Origin of the sequence: Micromonospora sp. NPDC048930, from assembly GCF_043197935.1 — a bacterium.
Classification (GTDB): Bacteria; Actinomycetota; Actinomycetes; order Mycobacteriales; family Micromonosporaceae; genus Micromonospora.
This window is the reverse complement of record NZ_JBICUB010000005.1, coordinates 246766-269380: the sequence shown is the minus strand read 5'-3', so window position 1 is coordinate 269380 and position 22615 is coordinate 246766. Positions and strand designations below refer to the sequence as shown.

18 protein-coding genes and 1 riboswitch are annotated in these 22615 nt (G+C 74.3%); of the genes, 7 read left to right on the top strand and 11 right to left on the bottom strand.

Annotated elements, in window-relative coordinates:
• Nucleotides 1-26: 26 nt before the first annotated feature.
• Nucleotides 27-1292 carry an aromatic acid exporter family protein gene (locus ACGFI9_RS15915; protein ID WP_393178695.1) on the bottom strand — a complete coding sequence of 422 codons (1266 nt, stop codon included), beginning with the start codon at nucleotides 1290-1292 and terminating at the stop codon, nucleotides 27-29.
• 68 nt (nucleotides 1293-1360) lie between these two features.
• Between ACGFI9_RS15915 and ACGFI9_RS15910 the strand changes: the two genes are divergently transcribed.
• Complete coding sequence (locus ACGFI9_RS15910; RefSeq protein ID WP_393178694.1) at nucleotides 1361-1999, top strand: metal-dependent phosphohydrolase; 639 nt, start codon at nucleotides 1361-1363, stop codon at nucleotides 1997-1999.
• A 42-nt stretch (nucleotides 2000-2041) separates the two neighbouring features.
• Here ACGFI9_RS15910 and ACGFI9_RS15905 read toward each other — a convergent pair whose 3' ends face one another.
• Entirely contained in the window at nucleotides 2042-2350 is a 309-nt protein-coding gene (locus tag ACGFI9_RS15905) for a DUF4031 domain-containing protein (protein WP_393178693.1), read from the bottom strand.
• A 58-nt stretch (nucleotides 2351-2408) separates the two neighbouring features.
• Between ACGFI9_RS15905 and ACGFI9_RS15900 the strand changes: the two genes are divergently transcribed.
• Entirely contained in the window at nucleotides 2409-3809 is a 1401-nt protein-coding gene (locus tag ACGFI9_RS15900; RefSeq protein ID WP_393178692.1) for an FAD-binding oxidoreductase, read from the top strand.
• A 3-nt stretch (nucleotides 3810-3812) separates the two neighbouring features.
• On the opposite strand, the gene ACGFI9_RS15895 is transcribed toward ACGFI9_RS15900, so the two are convergent.
• Together ACGFI9_RS15895 and ACGFI9_RS15890 are read right to left on the bottom strand one after the other, a co-directional pair.
• Nucleotides 3813-4319 (bottom strand): hypothetical protein, encoded by a 507-nt coding sequence (locus tag ACGFI9_RS15895; RefSeq protein ID WP_393178691.1) that lies wholly within the window; start codon nucleotides 4317-4319, stop codon nucleotides 3813-3815.
• A gap of 63 nt (nucleotides 4320-4382) precedes the next feature.
• Nucleotides 4383-6197 (bottom strand): glycerol-3-phosphate dehydrogenase/oxidase, encoded by a 1815-nt coding sequence (locus ACGFI9_RS15890; protein WP_393178903.1) that lies wholly within the window; start codon nucleotides 6195-6197, stop codon nucleotides 4383-4385.
• Between the two features lie 73 nt (nucleotides 6198-6270).
• On the opposite strand from ACGFI9_RS15890, the gene ACGFI9_RS15885 reads away from it, so the two are divergent.
• The 3 genes from ACGFI9_RS15885 to ACGFI9_RS15875 all read left to right on the top strand — a co-directional run bounded on the left by ACGFI9_RS15885 (nucleotide 6271) and on the right by ACGFI9_RS15875 (nucleotide 9971).
• The gene (locus ACGFI9_RS15885; protein WP_393178690.1) at nucleotides 6271-8691 is read left to right on the top strand and encodes a S8 family serine peptidase; all 2421 of its coding nucleotides are present in this window, start codon (nucleotides 6271-6273) and stop codon (nucleotides 8689-8691) included.
• A gap of 45 nt (nucleotides 8692-8736) precedes the next feature.
• Nucleotides 8737-9666 carry a GNAT family N-acetyltransferase gene (locus ACGFI9_RS15880; RefSeq protein WP_393178689.1) on the top strand — a complete coding sequence of 310 codons (930 nt, stop codon included), beginning with the start codon at nucleotides 8737-8739 and terminating at the stop codon, nucleotides 9664-9666.
• Between the two features lie 65 nt (nucleotides 9667-9731).
• Nucleotides 9732-9971, top strand: coding sequence for a hypothetical protein (locus ACGFI9_RS15875; RefSeq protein ID WP_393178688.1), 240 nt, complete (start codon nucleotides 9732-9734; stop codon nucleotides 9969-9971).
• Nucleotides 9972-10040: 69 nt separating this feature from the next.
• On the opposite strand, the gene groL is transcribed toward ACGFI9_RS15875, so the two are convergent.
• The 3 genes from groL to ACGFI9_RS15860 form a co-directional block, all read right to left on the bottom strand.
• Nucleotides 10041-11663: a chaperonin GroEL gene (gene groL, locus ACGFI9_RS15870; RefSeq protein WP_393178687.1), complete on the bottom strand. Its 1623-nt coding sequence runs from the start codon at nucleotides 11661-11663 to the stop codon at nucleotides 10041-10043.
• Between the two features lie 274 nt (nucleotides 11664-11937).
• Nucleotides 11938-13344, bottom strand: a complete 1407-nt coding sequence (locus tag ACGFI9_RS15865; RefSeq protein WP_393178686.1) for a hypothetical protein — start codon at nucleotides 13342-13344, stop codon at nucleotides 11938-11940.
• A 108-nt stretch (nucleotides 13345-13452) separates the two neighbouring features.
• Nucleotides 13453-13656 (bottom strand): cold-shock protein, encoded by a 204-nt coding sequence (locus tag ACGFI9_RS15860; protein ID WP_013288855.1) that lies wholly within the window; start codon nucleotides 13654-13656, stop codon nucleotides 13453-13455.
• 224 nt (nucleotides 13657-13880) lie between these two features.
• On the opposite strand from ACGFI9_RS15860, the gene ACGFI9_RS15855 reads away from it, so the two are divergent.
• The gene (locus ACGFI9_RS15855; protein WP_393178685.1) at nucleotides 13881-14399 is read left to right on the top strand and encodes a GNAT family N-acetyltransferase; all 519 of its coding nucleotides are present in this window, start codon (nucleotides 13881-13883) and stop codon (nucleotides 14397-14399) included.
• Between the two features lie 169 nt (nucleotides 14400-14568).
• Here the strand turns inward: ACGFI9_RS15855 and paaN are convergent, their stop codons facing one another.
• The gene (paaN, locus tag ACGFI9_RS15850) at nucleotides 14569-16242 is read right to left on the bottom strand and encodes a phenylacetic acid degradation protein PaaN (protein ID WP_393178684.1); all 1674 of its coding nucleotides are present in this window, start codon (nucleotides 16240-16242) and stop codon (nucleotides 14569-14571) included.
• Between the two features lie 157 nt (nucleotides 16243-16399).
• Here paaN and ACGFI9_RS15845 point away from each other — a divergent pair, with 157 nt between their 5' ends.
• A complete protein-coding gene (locus ACGFI9_RS15845) occupies nucleotides 16400-18610 on the top strand; it encodes a hypothetical protein (protein WP_393178683.1) in 2211 nt (736 codons plus the stop codon).
• On the opposite strand, the gene ACGFI9_RS15840 is transcribed toward ACGFI9_RS15845, so the two are convergent.
• The 3 genes from ACGFI9_RS15840 to ACGFI9_RS15830 all read right to left on the bottom strand — a co-directional run bounded on the left by ACGFI9_RS15840 (nucleotide 18600) and on the right by ACGFI9_RS15830 (nucleotide 22567).
• Nucleotides 18600-19619, bottom strand: a complete 1020-nt coding sequence (locus ACGFI9_RS15840) for a GNAT family N-acetyltransferase (RefSeq protein WP_393178682.1) — start codon at nucleotides 19617-19619, stop codon at nucleotides 18600-18602. The genes ACGFI9_RS15845 and ACGFI9_RS15840 overlap by 11 nt on opposite strands.
• 362 nt (nucleotides 19620-19981) lie before the next feature.
• Nucleotides 19982-21271, bottom strand: coding sequence for a threonine synthase (gene thrC, locus ACGFI9_RS15835; protein WP_393178681.1), 1290 nt, complete (start codon nucleotides 21269-21271; stop codon nucleotides 19982-19984).
• Between the two features lie 12 nt (nucleotides 21272-21283).
• Nucleotides 21284-21416: riboswitch (SAM riboswitch) on the bottom strand.
• A 185-nt stretch (nucleotides 21417-21601) separates the two neighbouring features.
• A complete protein-coding gene (locus tag ACGFI9_RS15830; protein ID WP_393178680.1) occupies nucleotides 21602-22567 on the bottom strand; it encodes a DMT family transporter in 966 nt (321 codons plus the stop codon).
• Nucleotides 22568-22615: the final 48 nt, after the last annotated feature.

Here is a 22615-nt window from a genome sequence, read left to right as displayed (position 1 = left end):
GGGCCTGCGAACCCGTGCGCGGCGGGTCAGCCGACGGGGGGTGCGGTGGGGGGTTTGGGGGCGGGGCTCTGCTCGGCGGTCTCGCCGGTGCGCTGCTCCTTCTCGCCGAACGCCTGCCGGACCAGGCGGTTCGCCTCCTCCTGCTCGATGCCGGAGGCCACCATCAGGTCGCTGGCGGCGGTACGCACCTGCGCGATCACCACGCTGCCGGAGAAGCCGACCCCCTCCGCGTACGCCCGGCCGGCCTCGCTGACCGCGCGCAGCGCCCGCTCCCGGGCCTTCTCCGGCTCCTCCCCGACGGCGAACTCGTGCCGCAGCAGGCGTACCGACTCGGCGAGGTGGCTGACCGAGTCCGGCATCGGCTCCGGGATGGGCTCCTCGTCCTCGATCATCGTGACCGAGCGGCGGATCAGCGTGCCGCTGTTGCGCATCGCCCGGTCGATCGGCTCGGCCGCCTCGGCGTAGTGGGTCAGCTCGCTGCGCCGGTGCCAGCGGGCGGGCGAGATGGTCACGGTCTCCTTGGCACCCTCGATCGCCTCGGAGAACGCGGCCAGCTCCTCCTTGTTCTCCCGGAGCCGGAACAGCGCCTGCTGGGCCAGGTTCCGGTCCCGCTTGCGCAGCGCCTCGGCACAGGTGTCGAGCTGGGTCGCGAGCAGGTCCAGCGCCGGCCGCGCGGCCCGGTTGATCACGCGCAGCGGGTTGAGGGGCAGCAGGATCGCGGTCACCAGCAGCGCGATGCCACCGCCGATGAAGGCATCGACGAACCGTGGGACCTCCAGGTTCTGGGTGGACGGGCTGAGCGTCACGATCAGCACCGCGGTGGCCGCCGCCTGGATCACGATCGCCACGCTCGCCCCGGCGAAGATGGTCAACAGGATCGCCGCGGTCACCACCAGGCCGAGCTGCCAGGCCCCGGTGCCGAGCAGGTAGATCAGGAAGTCGCCGACGGCCACCCCGACCGCCACCCCGATGATCAGCTCCACGGTCCGGCGGAAGCGCTGGCCGACCGAGGCCGCCAAGGTGCCGACCGCCGAGATCGGCGCGAACACCGGTTGCGGGTTGTTGAGCAACCGGTGGGAGATCAGGTAGGCCAGCCCGGCCGCGAGGCCCGCCTGGACCGCCAGGCCGGCGGCCGTACGCACCCGGTGCAGGCGATCGTGCAGGGTGGCCTTGCTGCGGTTGCGCAGTTCCTCGACGGCCTCGGCGATGCGCGGCCCGTCCAGGTCGACCAGCCCTTCGCGCAGCGGGGCACGACGCAGGAACGAGGGTCGTCGCTCCCGGGCCTCGGCCATGGCCGGGACTACCCACCCCGCACCGGGTGAATCCTCGGGTTTCGGGGCGGTGCGGCAGACTGCACCGGGTGGGAGAGCTGATCGAGCGGTGGCGGCTGGCGGCCCGCGAGGCAGGGGCGTCCGACCCGGCCGGAGTGGCCCGGGCCGGGGACCGGCTGCTGGCCGCCTGGCGGGAGCCGCACCGGCACTACCACGGCGTGCCGCACCTGCGGGCGGTGCTGGACGTGATTGACGCGTACGCCGGGGCGGCCCGGCGCCCGGAGCTGGTCCGGCTGGCGGCCTGGTGCCACGACGCGGTCTACGACCCCCGGGCCGGCGGGGACGCCAACGAGCGGGCCAGCGCCGAACTGGCCGGCGACCTGCTGTCCGACGCCGGGCTGCCGGCTGCCGCGGTGACCGAGGTACGCCGGCTGGTGCTGCTCACCGCCGGGCACGCGGTGCCGCCCGACGACCCGGACGGCGCCCTGCTCTGCGACGCCGATCTGGCGATCCTGGCCGCCCCGGCCCCCGAGTACGACCGTTACGCCGCCGCCGTGCGCCGCGAGTACGCCCACGTCCCCGACCCCGCCTTCCGCGCCGGCCGCGCCACCGTCCTGGCCGCCCTCCTGGCCCTCCCCGCCCTCTACCGCCTCCCCGACCCACACGCCCGCTGGGAGCCCACGGCCCGCGCCAACCTCACCCGAGAACTCACCACCCTGCGCCCCTGACCCCGGCGATCTTGCAGTTGTGGTGCCGACAAAGGGCGCACATCACCTCGAACGGGCAACCCGAGGTGCAAGATCGTGGGGAGGAGGTGGGGGGAAGAGGTGTTTGGGGCGGCGGAGGCCGGCGGCGTGGAGGACGCGGACGATCTCGCGGGAGGGGACGACCCGGGCGCCGAGCCAGACGGCCATCCGGAAGCGTTCGGCCGGCAGGTCGTAATGGTCGCGGTCGAAGGCCCGGCGGGGCGCGCCGAGCGCCTCCGCGAAGGCGTGCAGCTCGGCGTACGAGACGTCGCTCACCAGATGCGACCAGAGCCGGCCCCGCCACGGCACCGAGGGCCGGTCGACGTACAGCATGGCGACCAACGGTACGCCCGGTTGATGATCGCCGCCGGCACGACCTAGCCTTCCCGGCATGGTCGCCAACCCCCTTCTCGACGAGCTGCGGGCCGCCCTCGGTGACGCCGCCGTGCTGACCGACCCGGACCTGCTACGGATCCACGAGCGGGACGAGGCCGACCTCTGCGCGGCGGGCACGCCGCTGGTGGTGGTGCGCCCACGCAGCACCGAGGAGGTGGTGGCGGTGGTCCGGGCGGCGGGCCGGCACGGCGTACCGGTGGTGCCGCAGGGGGCGCGGACCGGGCTGGCCGGCGCGGCGAACGCGGTGGACGGCGCGGTGGTGCTGAGCACCGTGGCGATGGACCGGATCCTGGAGATCGACCCGGTCAGCCGGATCGCCGTGGTGCAGCCCGGCGTGGTGAACGCGACGCTGGCCGGCGCGGTCCGGAAGCACCACCTCTACTACCCGCCGGACCCGGGCTCCTGGGAGTCCTCCACCATCGGCGGCAACGTCGCCACCAACGCCGGCGGGATGTGCTGCGTCAAGTACGGCGTGACCACGGAGTACGTGCTCGGCCTGGAGGTGGTGCTCGCCTCGGGCGAGGTGCTGCGCACCGGCCGGCGCACCGCCAAGGGCGTCGCCGGGTACGACCTGACCCGGCTCTTCGTCGGCTCGGAGGGCACCCTCGGCGTGATCACGGAGGTGACCGTGTCGCTGCGGCCGGCGCCGGAGGAGTCGCTGACCCTGGTCGCGGTCTTCCCCACCACCGCCGCGGCCGGTACGGCGGTCGCCGGCATCGCCGAGCGTGGGCTCACCCCCAGCCTGCTGGAACTGCTGGACCGCACGCACCTGCGGGCCATCGAGGCGTACCGGCCGATGGGGCTGCGTACCGACGCGGAGGCGCTGCTGCTGGCGGCGGTGGACACCGGCGCCCGGGCGGCGGACGACCTGGCCCGGCTCGCCGAGGTCTGCGCGGCGGCCGGCGCCGACGAGGTGTACGCGGCCACCGACGCGACCGAGGCCGCCGCCCTGCTCCAGGCCCGCCGGCTGGCCCACCCGGCGATGGAGAAGTTCGCCGCCGACACCTTCCCCGGTGGCAACGGCGGTCTGGTCATCGACGACGTGGCGGTGCCGCGTGGGGCGCTGGCGGCGTTGCTGGACGGGGTGGCCCGGATCGCCGAGGAGTGCGCCGTGCCGATCGGCGTGGTCGGGCACGCCGGTGACGGCAACATGCACCCGAACATCGTGGTCGACCGGGCCGACCCGGCCAGCGTGGCGCGCGGCCGACGGGCCTTCGACGAGATCATGCGGCTCGGGCTGGACCTCGGCGGCACCTGCACCGGCGAGCACGGCGTCGGGCTGCTCAAGCGGGACTGGCTGGCCCGCGAGATCGGCCCGGTGGGGGTCCGGGTGCACCAGGCCATCAGGGCGGCGCTCGACCCGGCGGGGCTGTTCAACCCGGGCAAGGTGTGCTGACGGTCAGCCCTTGTCCTCGGCGGGGGTGGTCTGGGTGAGCAGCAGCAGGATCTGGTAGGCCACCTTCGGCTTCGGCTCGCCCGGGCAGTCCTGCGTGGTGATGGTCAGCCCCGGCGGGATGAGCAGGCTGGAGGTCAACGCGTCGATGCAGCCCTGCTTGTACTGGCGGGCCTCGTCGGTCTCCTTCGCCAGGGCGGGGTCGGCGAGCATCCGCTGCAACCGTTGGGTCTGCTCCGGGTTGAGCTGACCGGTCGAGTCGACCCCGTCACCGGCGCAGTCCCGGCACTGCCACCGCCCGCTCGGGTCCACATCGAGCGTCCGGATCGGACCGTCGATGCCGAGCTTCTGCACCAGCGAGACCCGCCGCCCGGCCGCGGCCGAAGCTTCTCCCGCCTGCGCGGGTGTGGTGCTGCCCTCCGCCCGGCCGAACACGGAACAGCTGGCCAGGGCGATCACCAGCAGGGCGCCGGCGGACAGGGAGAGGATCCGGAACCAGGATGGGCGAACCACGGAGGGAAACCTACACTTCCGTAGGTAGCGCCCGGTACCCTCCGGAGCGACGTTACCCGCCGGTCACCGCGGGGACGGCAACTCGACGCCATCCCCGTCGATCCCCCGGTCGGCGGCGAATCCGCGTACGTCGGGAGCGCCCAGCCGGGCCGCGTCGGCGGCCACGTCGTCCGGCATCTCCTGCGACCGCCGCTCCGCCTCGACCCGGGCCCGATAGTGGGCGACCTCGCGGGCGCGGGTCGCCTCGTCCCAGCCCAGCACCGCACCCATCAGCTCGGCGGCGTGCTCGGCCGACTCCAGGCCCCGGTGACTGGTCTCGATGGAGATCCGGGTACGCCGGGTCAGCACGTCCTCCAGGTGCAGCGCCCCCTCGGCGCGGGCCGCGTACGTCACCTCGGCGGCCAGGTATTCCGGGGCTCCGGCCAGCGGGGAGCCGAGCAGCGGATCGGCGTCGACCAGGGCGAGCAGGTCGCGGGTGAGCGTGCCGTACCGCTCCAGCAGGTGCTCGACCACCCCGACGGGCATGCCGTGCCGGCGGGCCAGGTCGGCCCGGTCCCGCCACATCGCCGCGTACCCGTCGGCGCCGAGCAGCGGCAGGTCGGCGGTCCGCGACGGCCGGGTCCAGCCGAGCCGGTGCACCGCCCGGTCGACCACGTCGGAGGCCATCACCCGGTACGTCGTGTACTTGCCGCCGGCCACCAGCAGCAGCCCGAGCATCGGCTCGACCACCGCGTGCTCGCGGGAGAGCTTGGAGGTGGAGTCCGCCTCGCCGGCCAGCAGCGGGCGCAGCCCGGCGTAGACGCCCTCGATGTCGTCGGTGGTCAACGGCCGGTCCAGTACCGCGTTGACCTGCTCCAGCAGGTAGTCGATGTCGCGGGCGGTGGCCGCCGGATGGGACCGGTCCAGCCGCCAGTCGGTGTCGGTGGTGCCGATGATCCAGTGGCCGCCCCACGGGATGACGAAGAGCACGCTGGTGGCCGTCCGCAGGATCAGGCCGGCTTCCCCGGTGATCGCCGAGCGGGGCACCACCAGGTGCACGCCCTTGGAGGCCCGCACTCGCAGGCCGGGCCGCAGCCCGACATCGTCGAGCATCCGGGACATGTCGTCGCTCCACACGCCGGTCGCGGCGATCACCGTGCGGGCGCGTACCTCGAACTCGGCGTCCGGGGAGCCGGCGGGGGCCTCCAGGTCACGGACCCGGACCCCGGTCACCTCGCGGGCCTGCCGGATCAGCCCGACGGCCCGGGCGCTGGTGACCACGGTCGCCCCGAGGCTGGCCGCGGTGCGGGCCAGGGTCACCACCAGGCGGGCGTCGTCGACCTGCCCGTCGTAGTAGCGGATCGCGCCGGCCAGGTTGTCGGCCCGCAGGCTGGGGAAGACCCGGCGGGCGCCCTCGCGGGTGAGGTGCCGGTGCAGCGGCATGCCGCGCCCGCCGCCGAAGACCCCGGCGAACGCGTCGTAGGTGGCCACCCCGGCGCCGTAGTAGGAGCGGCGGAAGAACCGTCGGGGCAGGTCGCGCAGCCCGCCCTCGGCGGGGAGCGGGACCAGGAAGGGCACCGGGCGCACCAGGTGCGGGGCGAGCCGGGTGGCGAGCAGCCCGCGCTCGGTCAGCGCCTCGTGGACCAGGTGGAACTCCAACTGCTCCAGGTAACGCAGGCCGCCGTGGATGAGCTTGCTGGACCGGCTGGAGGTGCCGGCGGCGAAGTCCCGCGCCTCCACCAGGGCCACCTTGAGCCCGCGGGACGCGGCGTCGAGCGCCGCCCCGGCCCCGGTCACCCCGCCGCCGATGACCAGCACGTCGAACCGCTCGGCGCGGAGTCGACGCAGGTCATCGGCACGGCGCTCGGCGGAGAGCTGACCGGCCACGGATCGGGACACATTGGGGTCGCGCACCTGTCCACGGTAACCGCCCCGGCGGTACGGCGGCAGCTACCGGCCGGGCCGTACGGTGATGGTCATGACGGTCGGTCCGCCCGCAGCCCCGCCCCCGCCGCCGGTTCCCGGACCCCGGGAGGGCGGGCCGTGGCCGGTGGTCGCCGCCGTCTTCACCGGCGTCTGGGCCGTGCTGGTCACCGTGCTTGGCCAGGTGGCCGGCTGGGTGCTCGACCAGGCGGTGCTGACCAGCGGCCAGGACCGGGTGGTGCTGGTCTGGCCGGTGGTCGCGCTGGCCACCGTGCTGCTGGTGGGCGCGCCGACGCTGGCGCTCGCGCTGCTCCCCCGCGCCCCGGCGGTCCGGACCGCCGGCCGGGTCTGGCTGGCCGGCACCCTCGCGCTCGGCGCGGCGACCCTGCTCCGGGCGCTGCCACCGGTGCACCAGGAGGCGTACCTGGCCGCGCTGGCCGCCACCGCCGGCCTGCTCGCGCTGCTCCTCGGCCGGCTGCCCCGCCGCCGCCCCGGCGTCGCACCGGCCCGGGCGCGGCGGTACGACGTGGTGACCCTGCTGGCGGTCGCCGCCGGGCTGGTGATGCTGCTGCCCTGGGCCTGGGTGGGTGCCCTCGGGGGTGCCCTGGAGACCCTGCTCGCCGTGCTCGCCGCCGCCGCGTTCGGCGCGCTCGCCGGGGCGCTGCTCGACGCCGCGTTCTGGGCCCCGTTCGCGGTCGGCTCGCCGCCCCGGCCGGCCCGGCTGGTGCTGGTCGGCGGCCTGGTGGCCGGGGTGGCCCTGGTGCTGGTGGCCGCCGGAGCCGGGCAGTCTGGGGCGCACCTGCCCGGGTTGTTCCTGCTCCCGCCGCTCGGCTTCGTCCTGGGCGCGCTGGAGGCGGCGGCCCGGCGCGCCGGTGCCCCGGCCGGCCGTGCCGCGGTCCGCTGGGCGGTCGGCCTCGCGCTGCTCGGGCCGCTGGCGTTCACCGACCCGGAGGAGATCACCGTCCTGCTGGCGACCAGCCGCGACGTGCCCTACTGGGTCGCGGTCGCCACCGGCGCGGCGTTCGCCGTCGCGGTCCTGCTCGCGGTCGCGTACGGCGTCCTGCTGGCCCGGCCGCGCGCCCGCGCGCCCCGGCGCGGGGTGGCCGGGCTGGTCGCGGCGGGCCTGCTCGCCGCCGTGGCCGTGGTGTACGTCGTCCCCGGCCAGCCCGGCTGGCACGGCGAGCGGCTGCTCGTGGTGCTGCGCGAGCAGGCCGACCTGAGCGGGATCCGGGCCGGGGCACCCGGTCGGGCCGGGCGGGACGCGCGGGCCGCCGAGGTCTATCGGCGGCTGGTGGCGACCGCCGACCGGACCCAGGGCGACCTGCGCCGCGAGCTGACCCGGCTACGCCTGCATCCCACGCCGTACTACCTGGTCAACGCCATCGAGACGGACGGCGGGCCGGAGGTGCGGGCCTGGCTCTCCGGGCGGCCGGAGGTGGCCCGGGTGCTGGTCAGCCAGCGGCTGCGCCCGCTGCCGGCGGCGCCGCCCCCGGCCCGGGGCGACCAGCCGGCGCCGGCCGGTCCGGCCTGGAACGTCTCGCTGATCGGTGCCGACCGGGTCTGGGCCGAGCTGGGCGTCACCGGGGCGGGCGTGGTGGTCGGCAGCTCCGACTCCGGGGTGGACGGCCGGCACCCGGCGCTGGCCGCCGGCTTCCGGGGCGGCGACGACTCCTGGTACGACCCGTGGGAGCACACCCGGACGCCGGGTGACCGGGGTGGGCACGGCACCCACACGGTGGGCAGCGCGGTGGGCCGGGACGGCATCGGGGTGGCCCCCGGGGCGCAGTGGGTCGGCTGCGTCAACCTGGAGCGCAACCTGGGCAGCCCGGCGCACTACCTGGACTGCCTCCAGTTCATGCTGGCCCCGTTCCCGGCCGGCGGGAACCCGTTCACGCAGGGCCGCCCGGAGCGGGCACCGGACGTGCTGACCAACTCGTGGGGCTGCCCGCCGATCGAGGGCTGCGACCCGGGGGCGCTGCGGCCGGCGACCGCCGCGCTGGCGGCGGCCGGGATCCTGGTGGTGGCCGCCGCCGGCAACACCGGCCCGTACTGCGGCTCGGTGGCCGACCCGCCGGCCCCGTACCCGGACGTGCTGACGGTCGGCGCGGTGGACGAGGCGCGGCAGCTCACCCGCTTCTCCGGCCGGGGCCCGGCCGCCGGGGGTCTCGCCAAGCCGGACCTGGTGGCGCCCGGGGCGCGGGTGCCGTCCGCGTTCCCCGGCGGCGGTTACGCCACCCTGGACGGCACCTCGATGGCGACCCCGCAGGTGGCGGGGGTGGTGGCGCTGATGTGGTCGGCGAATCCGGCGCTGGTCGGCGACCTGGCCCGGACCCGGCGGATCCTGCTGGACACCGCCACCCCGGCCCGGGTGCCCCCGGGCACCGACCGGTGCGGTGGCGACCGCGACCTGGTCGGGGCCGGTCTGGTCGACGCGTACGCGGCGGTGCGGGCCGCGCGGGCGGAACGGTGACCGCCCTCTGTTAAGAACCCTGCCCGATGGCCTAGGGTCGCGACCATGGACGTGGAGATCATCGAGCTGGACGTCGACCGCCTGCCCGCGGTCGTCGACCTCTGCCGGCGGGCCCTCGACCTGCCGGAGGACGCCGCCGAGGCGCCGGCCGTCGTGGACACCCTGGCCGCCCGGGCGGCGGCCGACCGGCCGGTGCTGCGGCTCGGCGCGGTACGCGCCGGCGAGCTGATCGGGGTGCTGGTCGGCTCGGTCTCGGCACGGGATCCCCGGCTCGGCCACGTCGATCTGCTGGCGGTGGCGCCGCCGGAGCGCCGGCGGGGCGTCGGGCGGGCGCTGCTGACCGAGGCGGAACGGCGGCTCGCCGGGCTCGGCGCGAGCGAACTGCTGCTCGCCGGGAACCCGCCGTACTACGCCTGGCCGGGCATCGACGTCCGGTACACCCCGGCGGTCTGCGCCGCGCTGCGCCTCGGCTACCGGCAGGACCGTACCGCCTGGAACATGACCGCGGACCTGGCGGCGGGGTCGCCGGCGCTGCGCTCGACGGAGGCCGCCGAGCGCCGGCTGGCCGACGGCGGCGTCACGGTACGCCGGGCCGAGCCGGCGGACCTGCCGGCGCTGGCGGCGTTCGCCCGGGACACCTTCGGCGGGGCCTGGGACGGGGAACTGGCCGGCTCCCTGGGCCGGCCGGACGCGGGCGCGCACCTGGCCGAGCGGGACGGCGCGATCCTCGGTTTCGCCGCGTACGGCTCGTCCCGGCCGAGCTGGTTCGGCCCGATGGGGACGGCGCCGGCCGCGGAGGGTTCGGGAATCGGCGGGGTGCTGCTGCGCCGCTGCCTGCGCGACCAGGCGGCGGCCGGGATCGGCGCGGCGCAGATCGGCTGGGTCGGTCCGGTGCCGTTCTACTCGGGCGCGGCGGGCGCCCGGATCGAGCGCGTGTTCTTCCTGTACCGCAAGGAACTTAACGGACAAAAGTAACGTACCGTCGTTTCGCCTCCCCGGCCATCGACCGCGCCCTACCGTCGGGCGTAGAGGAGGCAGCCATGACCATGGAAGACGAACGGACCGACCAGCCGGCGAGCTGGCCACCGGCCGACGAACTCCCCGGCCACCTGCCGTTCGACCGGCTGGACTACGGCGACGCCGAACAACTCGCGGAGATGACCGGCGGCGACGAACCGGCCACCGAGGAGCCGCTGCAACCGGTGGACGAGCCGATCCGCGTCCCGCCGCCGTACGACCGGACGCACAAGCGACGCAACCAGCGACGGCTGCCGACGTAGAGACAGAAGAAAAGGGGGCGGACCGCTGACGCGGCCCGCCCCCTTTCGGCGTGCTGGGTGGAGCTGGACTCAGAAGTCCATGTCCCCGCCACCCGGGCCAGCCGGGGCGGCCGGGGTCTTCTCCGGCTTGTCCGCCACGACGGCCTCGGTGGTGAGGAACAGCGCGGCGATCGACGACGCGTTCTGCAGCGCGGAACGGGTCACCTTGGCCGGGTCGATGATGCCCGACGCGAGCAGGTCGACGTACTCGCCGGTCGCGGCGTTGAGGCCGTGACCCGGGTCGAGGTTGCGGACGTGCTCGACGACGACGCCACCCTCCAGGCCGGCGTTGACGGCGATCTGCCGCAGCGGGGCGTCCAGCGCGATCTTGACGATCTGGGCGCCGGTCGCCTCGTCACCGTTCAGGTCCAGCTTGTCGAAGGCGGTCTTGCCGGCCTGCACCAGCGCGACACCACCACCCGGGACGATGCCCTCCTCGACGGCGGCCTTCGCGTTGCGGACGGCGTCCTCGATGCGGTGCTTGCGCTCCTTCAGCTCGACCTCGGTGGCCGCGCCGACCTTGATCACCGCAACACCGCCGGCCAGCTTGGCCAGGCGCTCCTGCAGCTTCTCGCGGTCGTAGTCGGAGTCGCTCTTCTCGATCTCGGCCCGGATCTGGTTGACCCGGCCCTGGATCTGCTCGGCGTCGCCGGCACCGTCGACGATGGTGGTCTCGTCCTTGGTCACCACGACCTTGCGGGCCCGGCCCAGCATGTCGAGGCCGACGGCGTCCAGCTTGAGGCCGACCTCCTCGCTGATGACCTGGCCACCGGTGAGGATGGCGATGTCGGCCAGCATGGCCTTGCGGCGGTCACCGAAGCCCGGCGCCTTGACGGCGACCGACTTGAAGGTGCCGCGGACCTTGTTGACCACCAGGGTCGCCAGGGCCTCGCCCTCGATGTCCTCGGCGATGATCAGCAGCGGCTTGCCCGACTGCATGACCTTCTCCAGGATCGGGAGCAGGTCCTTCACCGAGGAGATCTTGCTGTTGACGATCAGGAGGTACGGGTCGTCGAAGACGGCCTCCATACGCTCCGGGTCGGTCATGAAGTAGGCGGAGATGTAGCCCTTGTCGAAGCGCATACCCTCGGTGAGCTCGAGCTCCAGGCCGAAGGTGTTGCTCTCCTCGACGGTGATGACGCCTTCCTTGCCGACCTTGTCCATCGCCTCGGCGATGATCTCGCCGACGCTGGTGTCACCAGCCGAGATGGAGGCGGTGGAGGCGATCTGCTCCTTGGTCTCCACGTCCTTGGCGAGCTTGAGCAGCTCCTCCGAGACGCTGGACACGGCGGCCTCGATGCCCCGCTTCAGGGCCATCGGGTTGGCACCGGCGGCCACGTTGCGCAGGCCCTCGCGAACCAGGGCCTGGGCCAGGACGGTCGCCGTCGTCGTGCCGTCACCGGCCACGTCGTCGGTCTTCTTCGCGACCTCCTTGACCAGCTCGGCGCCGATCTTCTCGTACGGGTCCTCGAGCTCGATCTCCTTGGCGATGCTCACACCATCGTTGGTGATGGTGGGGGCGCCCCACTTCTTCTCGAGCACGACGTTGCGGCCCTTGGGGCCGAGCGTCACCTTCACGGCGTCGGCGAGCTGGTTCATGCCCCGCTCGAGGCCGCGGCGCGCCTCTTCGTCGAACGCGATCATCTTGGCCATACGGCGTTGTCCTCCTGGACACTCACGGGCCACCCGGGGATCCCCCGGATGGGCCGTCTGGTGTACGCACCTTGGGGACGTCGCCACCTGGCGACGACGACGTCTCCTCGGTCGGGCCGGACAGCCCGCGACGACCGGCCCGTGCCGTTCCGGCGCCATCGAGACGCCGGCGCGGCCGTGGCCCTACCGCCCCGACCATTGGCACTCACCGCATGCGAGTGCCAATGACCTGTTTAGCACTCTCCCTAGCCGAGTGCAAGCACGATGGCCTCGCTCAGCCGAGTTCCGCAACCAGTCGGGCGGTGTTCACCGGACCGTCCTGGGCCCGCTGCTCGGCGTACGTCACCAGCAGCCCGACGAGCTGGGCCAGGTAGGACGGGGTGACGAGCACGGCGCTCAGCACGGCCACCAGGACCGCCCCCACCGCGGTGCCCGGGGCGGCCATCGGATGCACCCCGAACGTGAGCTGGCTGACCGCCTCCAGCACGCCGTTGACGACGGCGGCGGCGACGAGCACGGCCACGACCAGCGCGACCCGGCCCAGCACCATCCCCAACCGCCGGTGCAGCATCCCGAACGAGCGGCCGATCGGGTCCTGCCGCTCGAAGAGGTAGACCGGGCCGAACAGGGCGATCGCGAAGATCACGTAGATCCCCGGGAGGACGCACGCGCAGAAGCCGACCATGATCAGCAGCGAGGCGACCACGGTCCAGCCCCACAGGCCGAGGGCCCGGCGCCACCCGTACCGGAAGGCGGCCCCGACACCGGCCGGCTCGCCGGCCGCCTGCCGGGTGATCACCCAGGTGCCGGCGGCCCAGCCCGCGGCCTGGAGCGGGCCGAAGAGCAGGACGGCGAGCAGCACCGCGCCGTAGAAGAGGAAGATGTCCCCGAAGTACCCGTCCGGCAGCACCGGGGCGCCCTGGGGCCCGGTGACGGGCTCGCCCGCCGGGGCGAGGCCGACGGAGAGGATCCCGATCACCGCCGCCGGCACCGCCTGGGTGAGCAGCATGATCGGCAGCAACTGGCGCCAGCCCCGGCGTAGCGCACCGGTGCACCGGGCGAACCAGCCGCCGATCCCCGCGTACGGGGGCGTGACCAGCGGGTCGTTCGGGTCGGCGCCGGGGTGCCAGCCGTAGGGCTGGCCGGGCAGTGGCAGCTGGCCGGGGTACGCCCCGCCCGGCACCGGACCGGCCCCGGCCGGCCACGCCCAGCCGTGCGGCTGGGCCGCCGGATCGCCCGGGTACGCCGCGCCCGGCGTCGGCCAGGCCGACCCGTGCGGGTACGCCGCCGGATCGCCCGGGTACGCCCCCCAGGACTGCCCGCTCGGCGCGGCCGGATATCCCGGCTGCCCCGGCGCGGCGAACCCCGGCTGGCCGGGCACGGGCTGGCCTGGCGCGGTGAACCCCGGCTGAGTCGGCACGGGCTGGCCCGGCACGGTGAGTCCAGGGTGGCCGGGCAGCGTCGGGTCGACGGGCTGCGCGGGCACGGCCGGGTACCCGGGCTGGCCCGGCATCGTCGGATCCGTCGGGGTGGGCTGTCCGGACGTGACGGGGTGGTCCGCATGCCCCGGTGTCGGGGCCGGCGCGGCGGCCGGCGGTGTCGACGGGGCCGGGTCGGCCGGCGTACCGGACGACGCCGGGGGCACCGGCTCGGTGGGACCCGACGGGGGCTGGTCGGACATGAACCCTCCTCAGCAACGATGGCTGGAACGGCTCACGATCTTCCCTGGTGCGCGCCCGCACCGCACCCCCGGAATCGGGGTGAAATCCGCCGAACGGCGGCGACGCGGTCAGGCGATGACGCGGACCCGCTCGGCCTGCGGACCCTTCTGACCCTGGGCGATCTCGAACTCGACCCGCTGACCGTCGTCCAGCGCCTTGTAGCCGTCCATCTCAATCGCGGAGAAGTGGACGAAGACGTCCTGCCCGCCGTCGACGGCGATGAAGCCGTAGCCCTTTTCGGCGTTGAACCACTTGACGGTGCCCTGTGCCACGGTGCACTTCCTCACTCTGCGCGGCGTTCCACAACCCGGAGACCGGCGGACCGGCACCGGCGGACCACCGGTTTCGGCGATCGGCTACGGTCGCTGAATCGGGTGACCGAAATCGCACGCTACACGAGGCGTGACGACACCGCACGACCGCAAATCGGGCATATTTCGGCCGCCATCGGCCCCGGGTGGACCGGTCCCGCCGGCACTCCGGTATGCATTGCCACATGACCAGCGCGCCCACCATGACCGCGACCGTCCGCCGGGTCCGTCCGGAGGACGCCGCCCGGATGCGGGCGCTCCGGCTGGAGATGCTCGCCGACTCACCGCTGGCGTTCCTGGAGACCGTGGCGGAGGCGGCCGCCCGCCCGCACGCCGACTACGCGGCCCGGATCGCCGCGGTCTCCGCCGGCACCGCGAGCGCCCAGTTCGTCGCCGACCCCGGTGGCCGGTTCGTCGGGCACGCCGGCGGCATCGCGGCCCCGGATGAACCGGGGCTGACCCTCATCTACGCCGTCTACCTCACCCCGGCCTGGCGCGGCAGCGGGCTGCTCGGCGCGCTCGTCGACCAGGTGGCCGCCTGGTCCCGGGCCTGCGGCCGACCGGAGCTGATGATGGAGGTGGTGGTCGGCAACGACCGCGCCTACCGCGCCTACCAGAAGCTCGGCTTCGAGGACACCGGCATCCGCGTCCCCCACCCGAGGATCCCCACCCTCAACGAACTCCAGATGCGCCGCCCCGCGTAGCCCACCCCCGGACCGAGGACCTGACCCGAGGCAGCGCCCCTCAGATCAGCCCCCACGGGTTCCGGGGCAGGCCGCCTCGCGGAGGGATCAAGCCTGACCGCCCGGAGCGAGGCGGCCTGCCCCGGAAACCACGCGCACCTGCCCCGGAAACCCCTAACCGTAACCAAGATCAGACGTGCCGGCGGCTCTGCACGATCCGGAACCGGTTCGCCACGTACGCCCCGTCGGTCAGCGCGGAATTCGCCGCCGGGTTCGCCCCCGACCCGTGGAAGTCGGAGAACGCCGCCGACTGGTTGACGAAGACCCCGCCGGTGAGGTTGCAGGACAGGTGCACCCCGGCGTCGATCGCCGCCGCCTCGGCCGCGTCGAGCACCGCCTCGTCGGTGGAGTAGACCCCGGCGGTGAGCGCGCCCTTCTCCCGGACGGTCGAGCGCAGGATCTCCAGGCTGTGCGCGGTGGAGTCGGTGGCGATGGCGAACGAGATCGGCCCGAACCACTCCCGGGAGTAGGTCCCGGTGTCCGCCGCGTCCAGCTTCACGATGGTCGGCGTACGCACCACGGCGCCCGGGAAGCTCGGGTGCTCGACGGTGCGCGACTCCAGCACCGGCTCGCCGACCTTGGTGACCTCCTCCAGCCGCTCCAGCACACCGTCGTTGACGATGGCGCCGGTCAGCTCGACACCCCGGGCCGGGTCGGCGGTGAGCTTGCCGACCGCCCCGGCGATGCCGGCGGCCACCTCGTCGAAGCTCTTGTGCCCCTGGTCGGTCTCGATGCCGTCCCGGGGGATGAGCAGGTTCTGCGAGGTGGTGCACATCTGCCCGCTGTACAGGGTGAGCGTGAAGCCCAGGTTGCGGCACAGGCCGGCGAAGTCGTCGGTGGAGTCGATCACGACCGTGTTCAGGCCGGCCTTCTCGGTGTAGACGGCGGCCTGCCGGGCGTTGGCCTCCAGCCAGTCGCCGTACTCGGTGGAGCCGGTGAAGTCGACGATCTTCACCGCCGGGTGCAGGGCCAGGGTCGAGGCGAGCTTCTCGTCCGCCGCCTCGGAGGCGAGCTGCACCAGGTTCGGGTCGAAGCCGGCCTCGGCGAGCACCTGGCGGGCGTACTTGACGGTGATGGCCAGCGGCAGCACCGCGCGCGGGTGCGGCTTGACGATCACCGGGTTGCCGGTGGCCAGCGAGGCGAAGAGCCCGGGGTACGAGTTCCAGGTCGGGAAGGTGTTGCAGCCGATCACCAGGGCCACGCCGCGCGGCACCACGTGGAAGGTCTTGCTCATCCGCAGCGGGTCGCCCTTGCCGGCGGCCTTCTCCCAGCCGGCGGTCCCCGGGTGCCGGGTCATCTCGGCGTACGCGTAGGCGATCGCCTCCAGCGCCCGGTCCAGCGCGTGCGCGCCACCGGCCTGGAAGGCCATCACGAACGCCTGGCCGCTGGTGAACTGCACCGCGTTGGCCAGCTCGAAGACGTTCTTGTGCAGCCGGTCGAGGATCTCCAGGCAGACGCCCACCCGGGCCTGCGGGCCGGCGTCCCGCCAGGCGGGCAGGGCGGCGGTGGCGGCGGCCACCAGCTGGTCCGCGCCGGCGTGCGGGTAGCGGACGTTCAGCTCGACGCCGAACGGGCTGACCTCGGTGGCGACGGTCCCGCCGTCACCCGGCTGGTCGAGGGGGAAGTCGGCGTTCAGGTACGCCTCGAAGGCGGCCCTGCCGTCCGCGGCGGCGGTCTCGCCGTACACCCGGGGGCTGGGCGACTCGGGATAGGCGGACCAGTACCCGCGCTCCGAGATCGCGGTCAGCGCCCGGTTGAGGGTGTCGGCGTGCCTGTCGTACAGGGGGTGCGGGGTCTCCGTCATGCCCGCCATCATGCAACAGGAAGCCACCAGATCAGTAGGGGCGTGTCACAAGTTCGATCGTCGCCCGCCACTGGTCGAGCTGCCCCGGACCGTCCGGGAATGACCGGACCGGCGCCGGGTAACCGCGCGGTCGGCGACCAGGAGAGGACGGCGGCGGGTGCGGACGACCGAGATCCGGGTGCACGGCGTCGCCGACAAGGGGCCGGAGGCGATCCTGGACCGCCCGGTGGTCGTCCGGGTGGCGGGTGACCGGGACGCCGGCTTCTACCGGGTACGTCCGGGCTTCGGCGAGCCGACCGGACCGGGCGGGGCGGACCTGGAGGCGTACCGGTGGAGCGGCCTCACCGGCGGCACCGCCATCCGGACTCTCTCGCTGGTGCTGCTCCTGCCCTTCATGCTGGCCAACATCGCCATCTGGATGCTGCCCCCGGGTCGGGCCTCGGCGACGCCCGGGCGGGCGCTGTGCCGGCTGCTCGCCGCCAGCCTCACCGCGATGTACGTGCTGTCAGCCGTCGGGGTGGCGCTCGACCTGATCGGCTGGCAGTGCGCGGAGTTTCCGCGCTGCCTGGAGGGACGGCGGGAGATCTCGTGGCTCGGTGGCCTGCCCCCGGGGCAGCGGCTGGCCATCCTGGCGCTGCTGCCGATCCTCGCGGTCGGGCTGGTGCGCCGGACCAGCGACCGCACCTGGCAGCTCCCCGAGGACGCGGCGACGAGGCCGCAGGGGGTGGGCGCCGACCGGCTGGACACCCGGCACTTCTGGGACAACCGGGCACTGCTGCGCCGGCTGCGCTCGCTGCACCTCGCCATCGCCCTGGGGATGCTCGACCTGGCGCTGCTGCTGGTGCTCGTCCCGCACGACCGGAACCTGCCCGGGTATCTGCTGCTCGCGGCGGCCATCGGACTGCTGCTGGCGGCTGCGGCGCTGCTCTGCCTGCCCCAGCTGGACCGTAGGGGCGCCCAGCCCTGGTTGCACCGCGCCACGGCCGGGGCGCGGTGGGGAACGGTCGCCCTCACCGCGCTCACCGTCGGCTACGCGGCCGCGCCCCGCTCGCCGTGGTCGGCCACGCAGGGAATGCCCGGGTACGACGTCCTCGTGTCCGCCGTCTTCGCCACCCAGCTGGGGCTGCTGCTCCTCCTCGCCGGCGTGGTGCTGACCGGGCCGGCCACCCAGCGGGCGTCCGCGGTGCTGGGTGGCCTGGGCGCGCCGGTCCTGGTCTCCGCCGCGATCGGCCTCGCCGTGGCCTTCTCGTCCGGGTTGAGCTACGGGGTGGCCGAATACCTGGACCGGGGTTCCAGCCCCACCCCGGCCCGGCCGTTGCCACCGGGCGCGCCGCCGCTCGCCCCGCCGGTGGCGTACCGGTGGGCCGCCCTCGGGTTCTCGATCGCCGTGGTGCTGGCCGTCGTGGTGGCCCTGGCCGGTCGCAGCTGGCACCGGTCCCGCCGCCGCCGCGCGGCCGAGGAGCTGATCCGGCAGGACTTCCCCGAGGTCGCCCGGGTGCCACCGGAGCGGGTCCGGGCGCTCCGGGACCGGCTCGTCCGGGCCCGGCTCGCCACCCGCCTCGGGCCGCTGCTGCCGGGGGCGTACGCGCTGCTGGCCGTGCTGACCCTCGGTGCAGCGGGGCTGTCGGTCGTGCACCAGGGGCCGGAGTCGATCGCGGCCCGGCTCGGCGGGATGCCCCTGGCCGCCCCGGTGATCTTCGCGACCGACCTCGGCGGCCTGCTGATCGGCCTGTTCGCCGTGGTGCTGGCCGGTGCCGGGCTGTTCGCCTACCGGTCGCCCGCGATCCGGGCGGTCGGCGTGCTGTGGGAGCTGGCCACCTTCTGGCCCCGGGCCGCGCACCCGCTGGCCGCGCCCTGCTACACCGAGCGGGCGGTGCCCGACCTGACCCGCCGGATCGCCGAGCTGACCCGGGACGGCGGCGGGGTCGTGCTCTCCGGCCAGAGCCACGGCAGCGTGCTGGTCTCGGCCACCGTGCTGCAACTGCCCGAGTCCTGCCGCGCCCGGGTGGCCCTGCTGACGTACGCGACGCCGCTCGGTCCGCTCTACCGCCGGGTCTTCCCGGCCTACTTCGGCCCGGAGGTGCTGCGCGAGATCGGCGAGCGGGTGGACTGGAAGTGGATCAGCCTGTGGCGGTACACCGACCCGATCGGGGGGCGGATCTTCCCGGCGGAGCTGTCACCGGACGACCCGGCCGCCGGGGTGGACCGCCGGGTCCGTGACCCGAGGACACTGCTGATCCCGCCCGGGGACACCGTGCCGCCGCCGATCGGCGGACACCGGTTCGAGCCGGACGAGGACTTCCACCGGGCGGTCCGGGACCTGGCCCTCCGGCTCGGCCGGCCGGGGGACGGCGGGCTCAGAGGGTGAGCTGCCAGTCCGTCGAGCCGGCCGCCGGCCGGAAGCCGAGCTGCTCGTTGATCGCGATCATGTGCGTGTTCTCCGCCGCATTGTAGGTGTCGATCACGCGCAGCTCCGGCTCGTGGGTCAGGGCGTAGGCGAGGTTCTCGGCCTTGCAGAGCAGACCGAGACGGTGGCCGCGGTGCTCCGGGTCGACGATGGTGATCTGCTGCCAGGCATGTTGGACGCTGCTCGCGTCGAAGCTGAGCTGGCTCCAGGCGACCAGTCGGCCGGACGCCTCGTGCACCGCGCCGACGTTGTACCGGCGGATGCCCCGGCCGTCCAGCGCCCGCTCCACGCCCCGGATCCGCTCCGCGTCCATCTGCTCCTGCTCCCACGCCAGCTCCCCGAGCGGGGCGTCGAGCAGCAGTCGGCCCTCCAGGTGGGCGACGTCGGCGACGTGCTCCTCAGGGACATGATCCCGCCAGCGGACCGCCCGGTAGCCGGCCGCGGCCGCCCGGGCACCGGCGAGCAGCGCCGCCAGCCGGGACCGGTCGAGCGTGGTGACGTCGAGCCGGCGGCGGACATCGGCGAGCGCCGGCCGCGCGCCGACGGCGGCGGCGAAGGCGGCCCCGGGCAGCTCCCGATGCTCCTCGCCCGGCAGCGCGGTGACGGTCGAGCCGACCATCCGCTTGCCACCGTGCTCCCGCAGCACCGTCAGGCCGTGCTCGTGCAGCGCCCGCCCCACCCCGCGCCGCCGGTACGCCGGGTCCACCACCAGCTCCACGCTGGCGTTCTCGGTGTTGTCGAGGGTGTGCAGGTACAGCCGGATCCAGCCGACGGGCACCCCGTCGAGGCGGGCCACCGACCACCGGATGTCGATGCCGGGCATCGGGTGCCACAGCGGTGCCTCGAACCGGCGCCGGCACGGCGGCGGAAGGTCGGGCTCGTCCACGGCCTGGGCCGCGACCGCCGTGCGGTGGACCGCGTCGAGGGTCGGCCGGTCGGCGGGATCGAGGGGGGTGACGGAGATGCCCATGCCGCTGAGCGTGCGCCACCCACAGCGAAGGGGCCAGCGGTTTTCCGCCGGCCCCTTCGGACGTTGGTCGGGAGGGACGTCCGCACAACGCCTCCGGCGTTGGGTCGTAAGAACTTAAAAAGTCTCCGGCGGATGCCCTCCCGCACCGAGCATCTTGCGCCGTCCGGTTCCTGCCGTCAAGTCCTTGTCGGCGGGTTTTCCACACTCACAGCAAATCGCCAGTTACCCACCGGATCTCCCCGATCCCCCACCCGGGCGATCCGCCCCTCCCCCACTCGCATGAGTTGATCAAGGGGTTCGCGTCGGGATCGGCCCTTCCGCCGACGCGAACCCCTTGACCAACGACCTGGGGGGCCGGCGGGTCAGGCCAGGAGGCCGGCGTCGCGGGCGGCGCGCAGGCTCGGCTTGATGCGGTGCGTGGGACCGACCTGCGCGGCCACCGCGTCGATCGTCTTGAGGCCCTCGCCGGTGTTGAAGACGACCGTCTCGGCGGCGGGGTCGAGCCGGCCCGACTCGACCAGCTTGCGGAGCACCGCGACGGTGACCCCGCCGGCCGTCTCGGCGAAGACCCCGGTGGTCCGGGCGAGCAGCCGGATCCCGGCGCGGATCTCGTCGTCGTCGGCGTACTCCATCCAGCCGCCGGTGCGGCGCACCGCCTCCAGCGCGTAGAGGCCGGCGGCGGGGTCGCCGATGTTCAGCGACTTGGCGATGCCGGTCGGCTTGACCGGGGTGATGGTGTCGCTGCCGGCGTGCAGCGCGGTGGCGATCGGGTTGCAGCCGGCGGACTGGGCGCCGAACACCTTCCAGCCACCGGCCGGCGCCTCGACCAGGCCGATCTCGACCAGCTCGGAGAACGCCTTGTCGATCTTCGTGAGCAGCTCGCCGCTGGCCATCGGGATGACCACCTGGGCGGGGATCCGCCAGCCGAGCTGCTCGGCCACCTCGTACCCGAGGGTCTTGGAGCCCTCGGCGTAGTAGGGCCGGACGTTGACGTTGACGAAGGCGGTGTCCTCGAAGTCGTCGGTCTCCACCAGCTCGCCGCAGAGCCGGTTCACGTCGTCGTACGAGCCGTCGATGGCGACCAGGTCGCCGCCGTAGACGGCGGTGGTCACCACCTTGCCCTGCTCCAGGTCGCTGGGTATGAAGACCACCGAGGGCGCCCCGGCCCGGGCCGCGTGGGCGGCCACCGAGTTGGCCAGGTTGCCGGTGGAGGCGCAGGCGTACCGGGTGAAGCCGAGCGCGCGGGCGGCGGTCAGCGCCACCGAGACCACCCGGTCCTTGAACGAGTGGGTGGGGTTGCCGCTGTCGTCCTTGACCCAGAGCGGCGCGGTGAAGCCCAGCTCGGCGCCGAGATTCGGGGCGGCGACCAGCGGGGTCAGGCCCGGGTCGAGGGTCACCCGGGTGGCCGGGTCCTGGCCGGCGGGGAGCAGGGGCGCGTACCGCCAGAGGTTCTTCGGGCCGGCCTCGATCTGCTCGCGGGTGACGGTGGCCAGGGCGGCGGCGTCGTAGTCGACCTCCAGCGGGCCGAAGCACTCGTAGCAGGCGTGCTGCGCGGCGAGCGGGTAGCGCGCGGAACAGGCGCGGCAAACCAGGGCGCGGGCGGGGCTGAGGGTGGTGTCGATGCCGGACGTGCCGGGAAGCGTCGACGTCATGTCGAGGAATTCCTCTCATCTTTCCCCGCATCGCCTCGTGCGGCGGGGACGGAATTGGCACCTGCCCGGCGTCGCTCGTCGTCGAGCGCGCGGGTGGTTGCCGGGGCGTCATCGGGCCGTATCCCTCAGCCCCTCTGGATGAGGTATGCAGTTGTGCCGCCGAGTCTATGCCGCGTCCCCGCGACCACCACCTCGGGTTCCCACGCTGTGAACCCACCCCCGCCCGAGATTCGCCCTCAAACACGGAAAGAGTGGCCATCCGGAGCTCGGAGGCCACTCTTTCCGGGAATCTGCGCGCACCCGGGCCCGGGTGGGGCGGGGACGGCGGGGTCAGCGGGCGACGACGGCGACGGGGTCGACGACGGCGGGGCGGTCGATCACGGCGGCCAGGGGCTCGGCGCCGGCGGCCTTGCGGGTGCGGGTGGCGAGGTTCGCGGCGACCAGGGCGGCGATGGTCACCGCCGCGCCGACCAGCTCCACCGCGCCGGGCCGGTAGCCGCGCAGGGTCTGCACCGCGAACGTGGTCACCGGGACCAGGTTCATGAACAGCGCCGCGTCGGCCGCGCCGAGCCGGCGTACCCCGGTGTTCCAGGCGAGGACCGCGAGCACCGCGGCGACCACCACGGCGTACGCCAGCTGCGGGGCGACCGCGGCGAGGTCGGCGGCGGCCGGCGCGTGCTGGACCCCGGTGAGGTCCGCGACGGCGCTGGCGGCGAGCATGGCGAGCGTGCCGGCGACGGCGGTCAGGGTGGTGTAGCGCAGCGCGGAGTGCTCGGGGAAGCGGCTGGCGCCGTGGGTGTAGATCGCCCAGCTGATCACCGCGCCGACCATGAGCAGCCCACCGAGGCCGAACTGACCCAGCCCGTCGAGCCGGCCCCGGGTGATCACCAGGCCCACGCCGAGCAGGGCGACCAGCGAGAGGCCGAGCAGCACCGGCCGGGGGCGTACCCCGTCCCGCGCCCAGCGGACGAGCTGGGTGACCAGCGGGGTGGTGGCGGCGAAGAGGGCGATCTGCTGCGGCGCGGCGTGCCCGAGGGCGAGGTTGGTGAGCATGTTGAAGCCGCCGAAGCCGATCACCCCGAGCAGCACCACCTCGACGCCGCGCCCGTCCGCCCGGAGGGCGGCCACCCCCTCCCGGGCCAGCAGCAGGGCGAGCAGCACGGCGCCGGCGAGCACGTACCGGGCGGTGGTCAGGTTGACCGCGTCGACCCGGGTGAGCGCGCTGGCCAGGACGGGGAACATGACGCCCCAGCTCAGTACGGCGAAGAGCGGGAAGGCGGCATGACGAGGACGCATCACAGCTCCAATGTTCGAGTACCGTCGAACCAACGACACCGACCATAG

Bases quoted from the DNA above. Each gene is read 5' to 3' on its own strand.
- ACGFI9_RS15915 (WP_393178695.1), bottom strand. From the start codon at position 1,292: ATGGCCGAGGCCCGGGAGCGACGACCCTCGTTCCTGCGTCGTGCCCCG.
- ACGFI9_RS15905 (WP_393178693.1), bottom strand. From the start codon at position 2,350: ATGCTGTACGTCGACCGGCCCTCGGTGCCGTGGCGGGGCCGGCTCTGG.
- ACGFI9_RS15900 (WP_393178692.1), top strand. From the start codon at position 2,409: ATGGTCGCCAACCCCCTTCTCGACGAGCTGCGGGCCGCCCTCGGTGAC.
- ACGFI9_RS15885 (WP_393178690.1), top strand. From the start codon at position 6,271: ATGGTCATGACGGTCGGTCCGCCCGCAGCCCCGCCCCCGCCGCCGGTT.
- ACGFI9_RS15880 (WP_393178689.1), top strand. From the start codon at position 8,737: ATGGACGTGGAGATCATCGAGCTGGACGTCGACCGCCTGCCCGCGGTC.
- ACGFI9_RS15875 (WP_393178688.1), top strand. From the start codon at position 9,732: ATGACCATGGAAGACGAACGGACCGACCAGCCGGCGAGCTGGCCACCG.
- groL (WP_393178687.1), bottom strand. From the start codon at position 11,663: ATGGCCAAGATGATCGCGTTCGACGAAGAGGCGCGCCGCGGCCTCGAG.
- ACGFI9_RS15865 (WP_393178686.1), bottom strand. From the start codon at position 13,344: ATGTCCGACCAGCCCCCGTCGGGTCCCACCGAGCCGGTGCCCCCGGCG.
- ACGFI9_RS15855 (WP_393178685.1), top strand. From the start codon at position 13,881: ATGACCAGCGCGCCCACCATGACCGCGACCGTCCGCCGGGTCCGTCCG.
- paaN (WP_393178684.1), bottom strand. From the start codon at position 16,242: ATGACGGAGACCCCGCACCCCCTGTACGACAGGCACGCCGACACCCTC.
- ACGFI9_RS15840 (WP_393178682.1), bottom strand. From the start codon at position 19,619: ATGGGCATCTCCGTCACCCCCCTCGATCCCGCCGACCGGCCGACCCTC.
- thrC (WP_393178681.1), bottom strand. From the start codon at position 21,271: ATGACGTCGACGCTTCCCGGCACGTCCGGCATCGACACCACCCTCAGC.
- ACGFI9_RS15830 (WP_393178680.1), bottom strand. From the start codon at position 22,567: ATGCGTCCTCGTCATGCCGCCTTCCCGCTCTTCGCCGTACTGAGCTGG.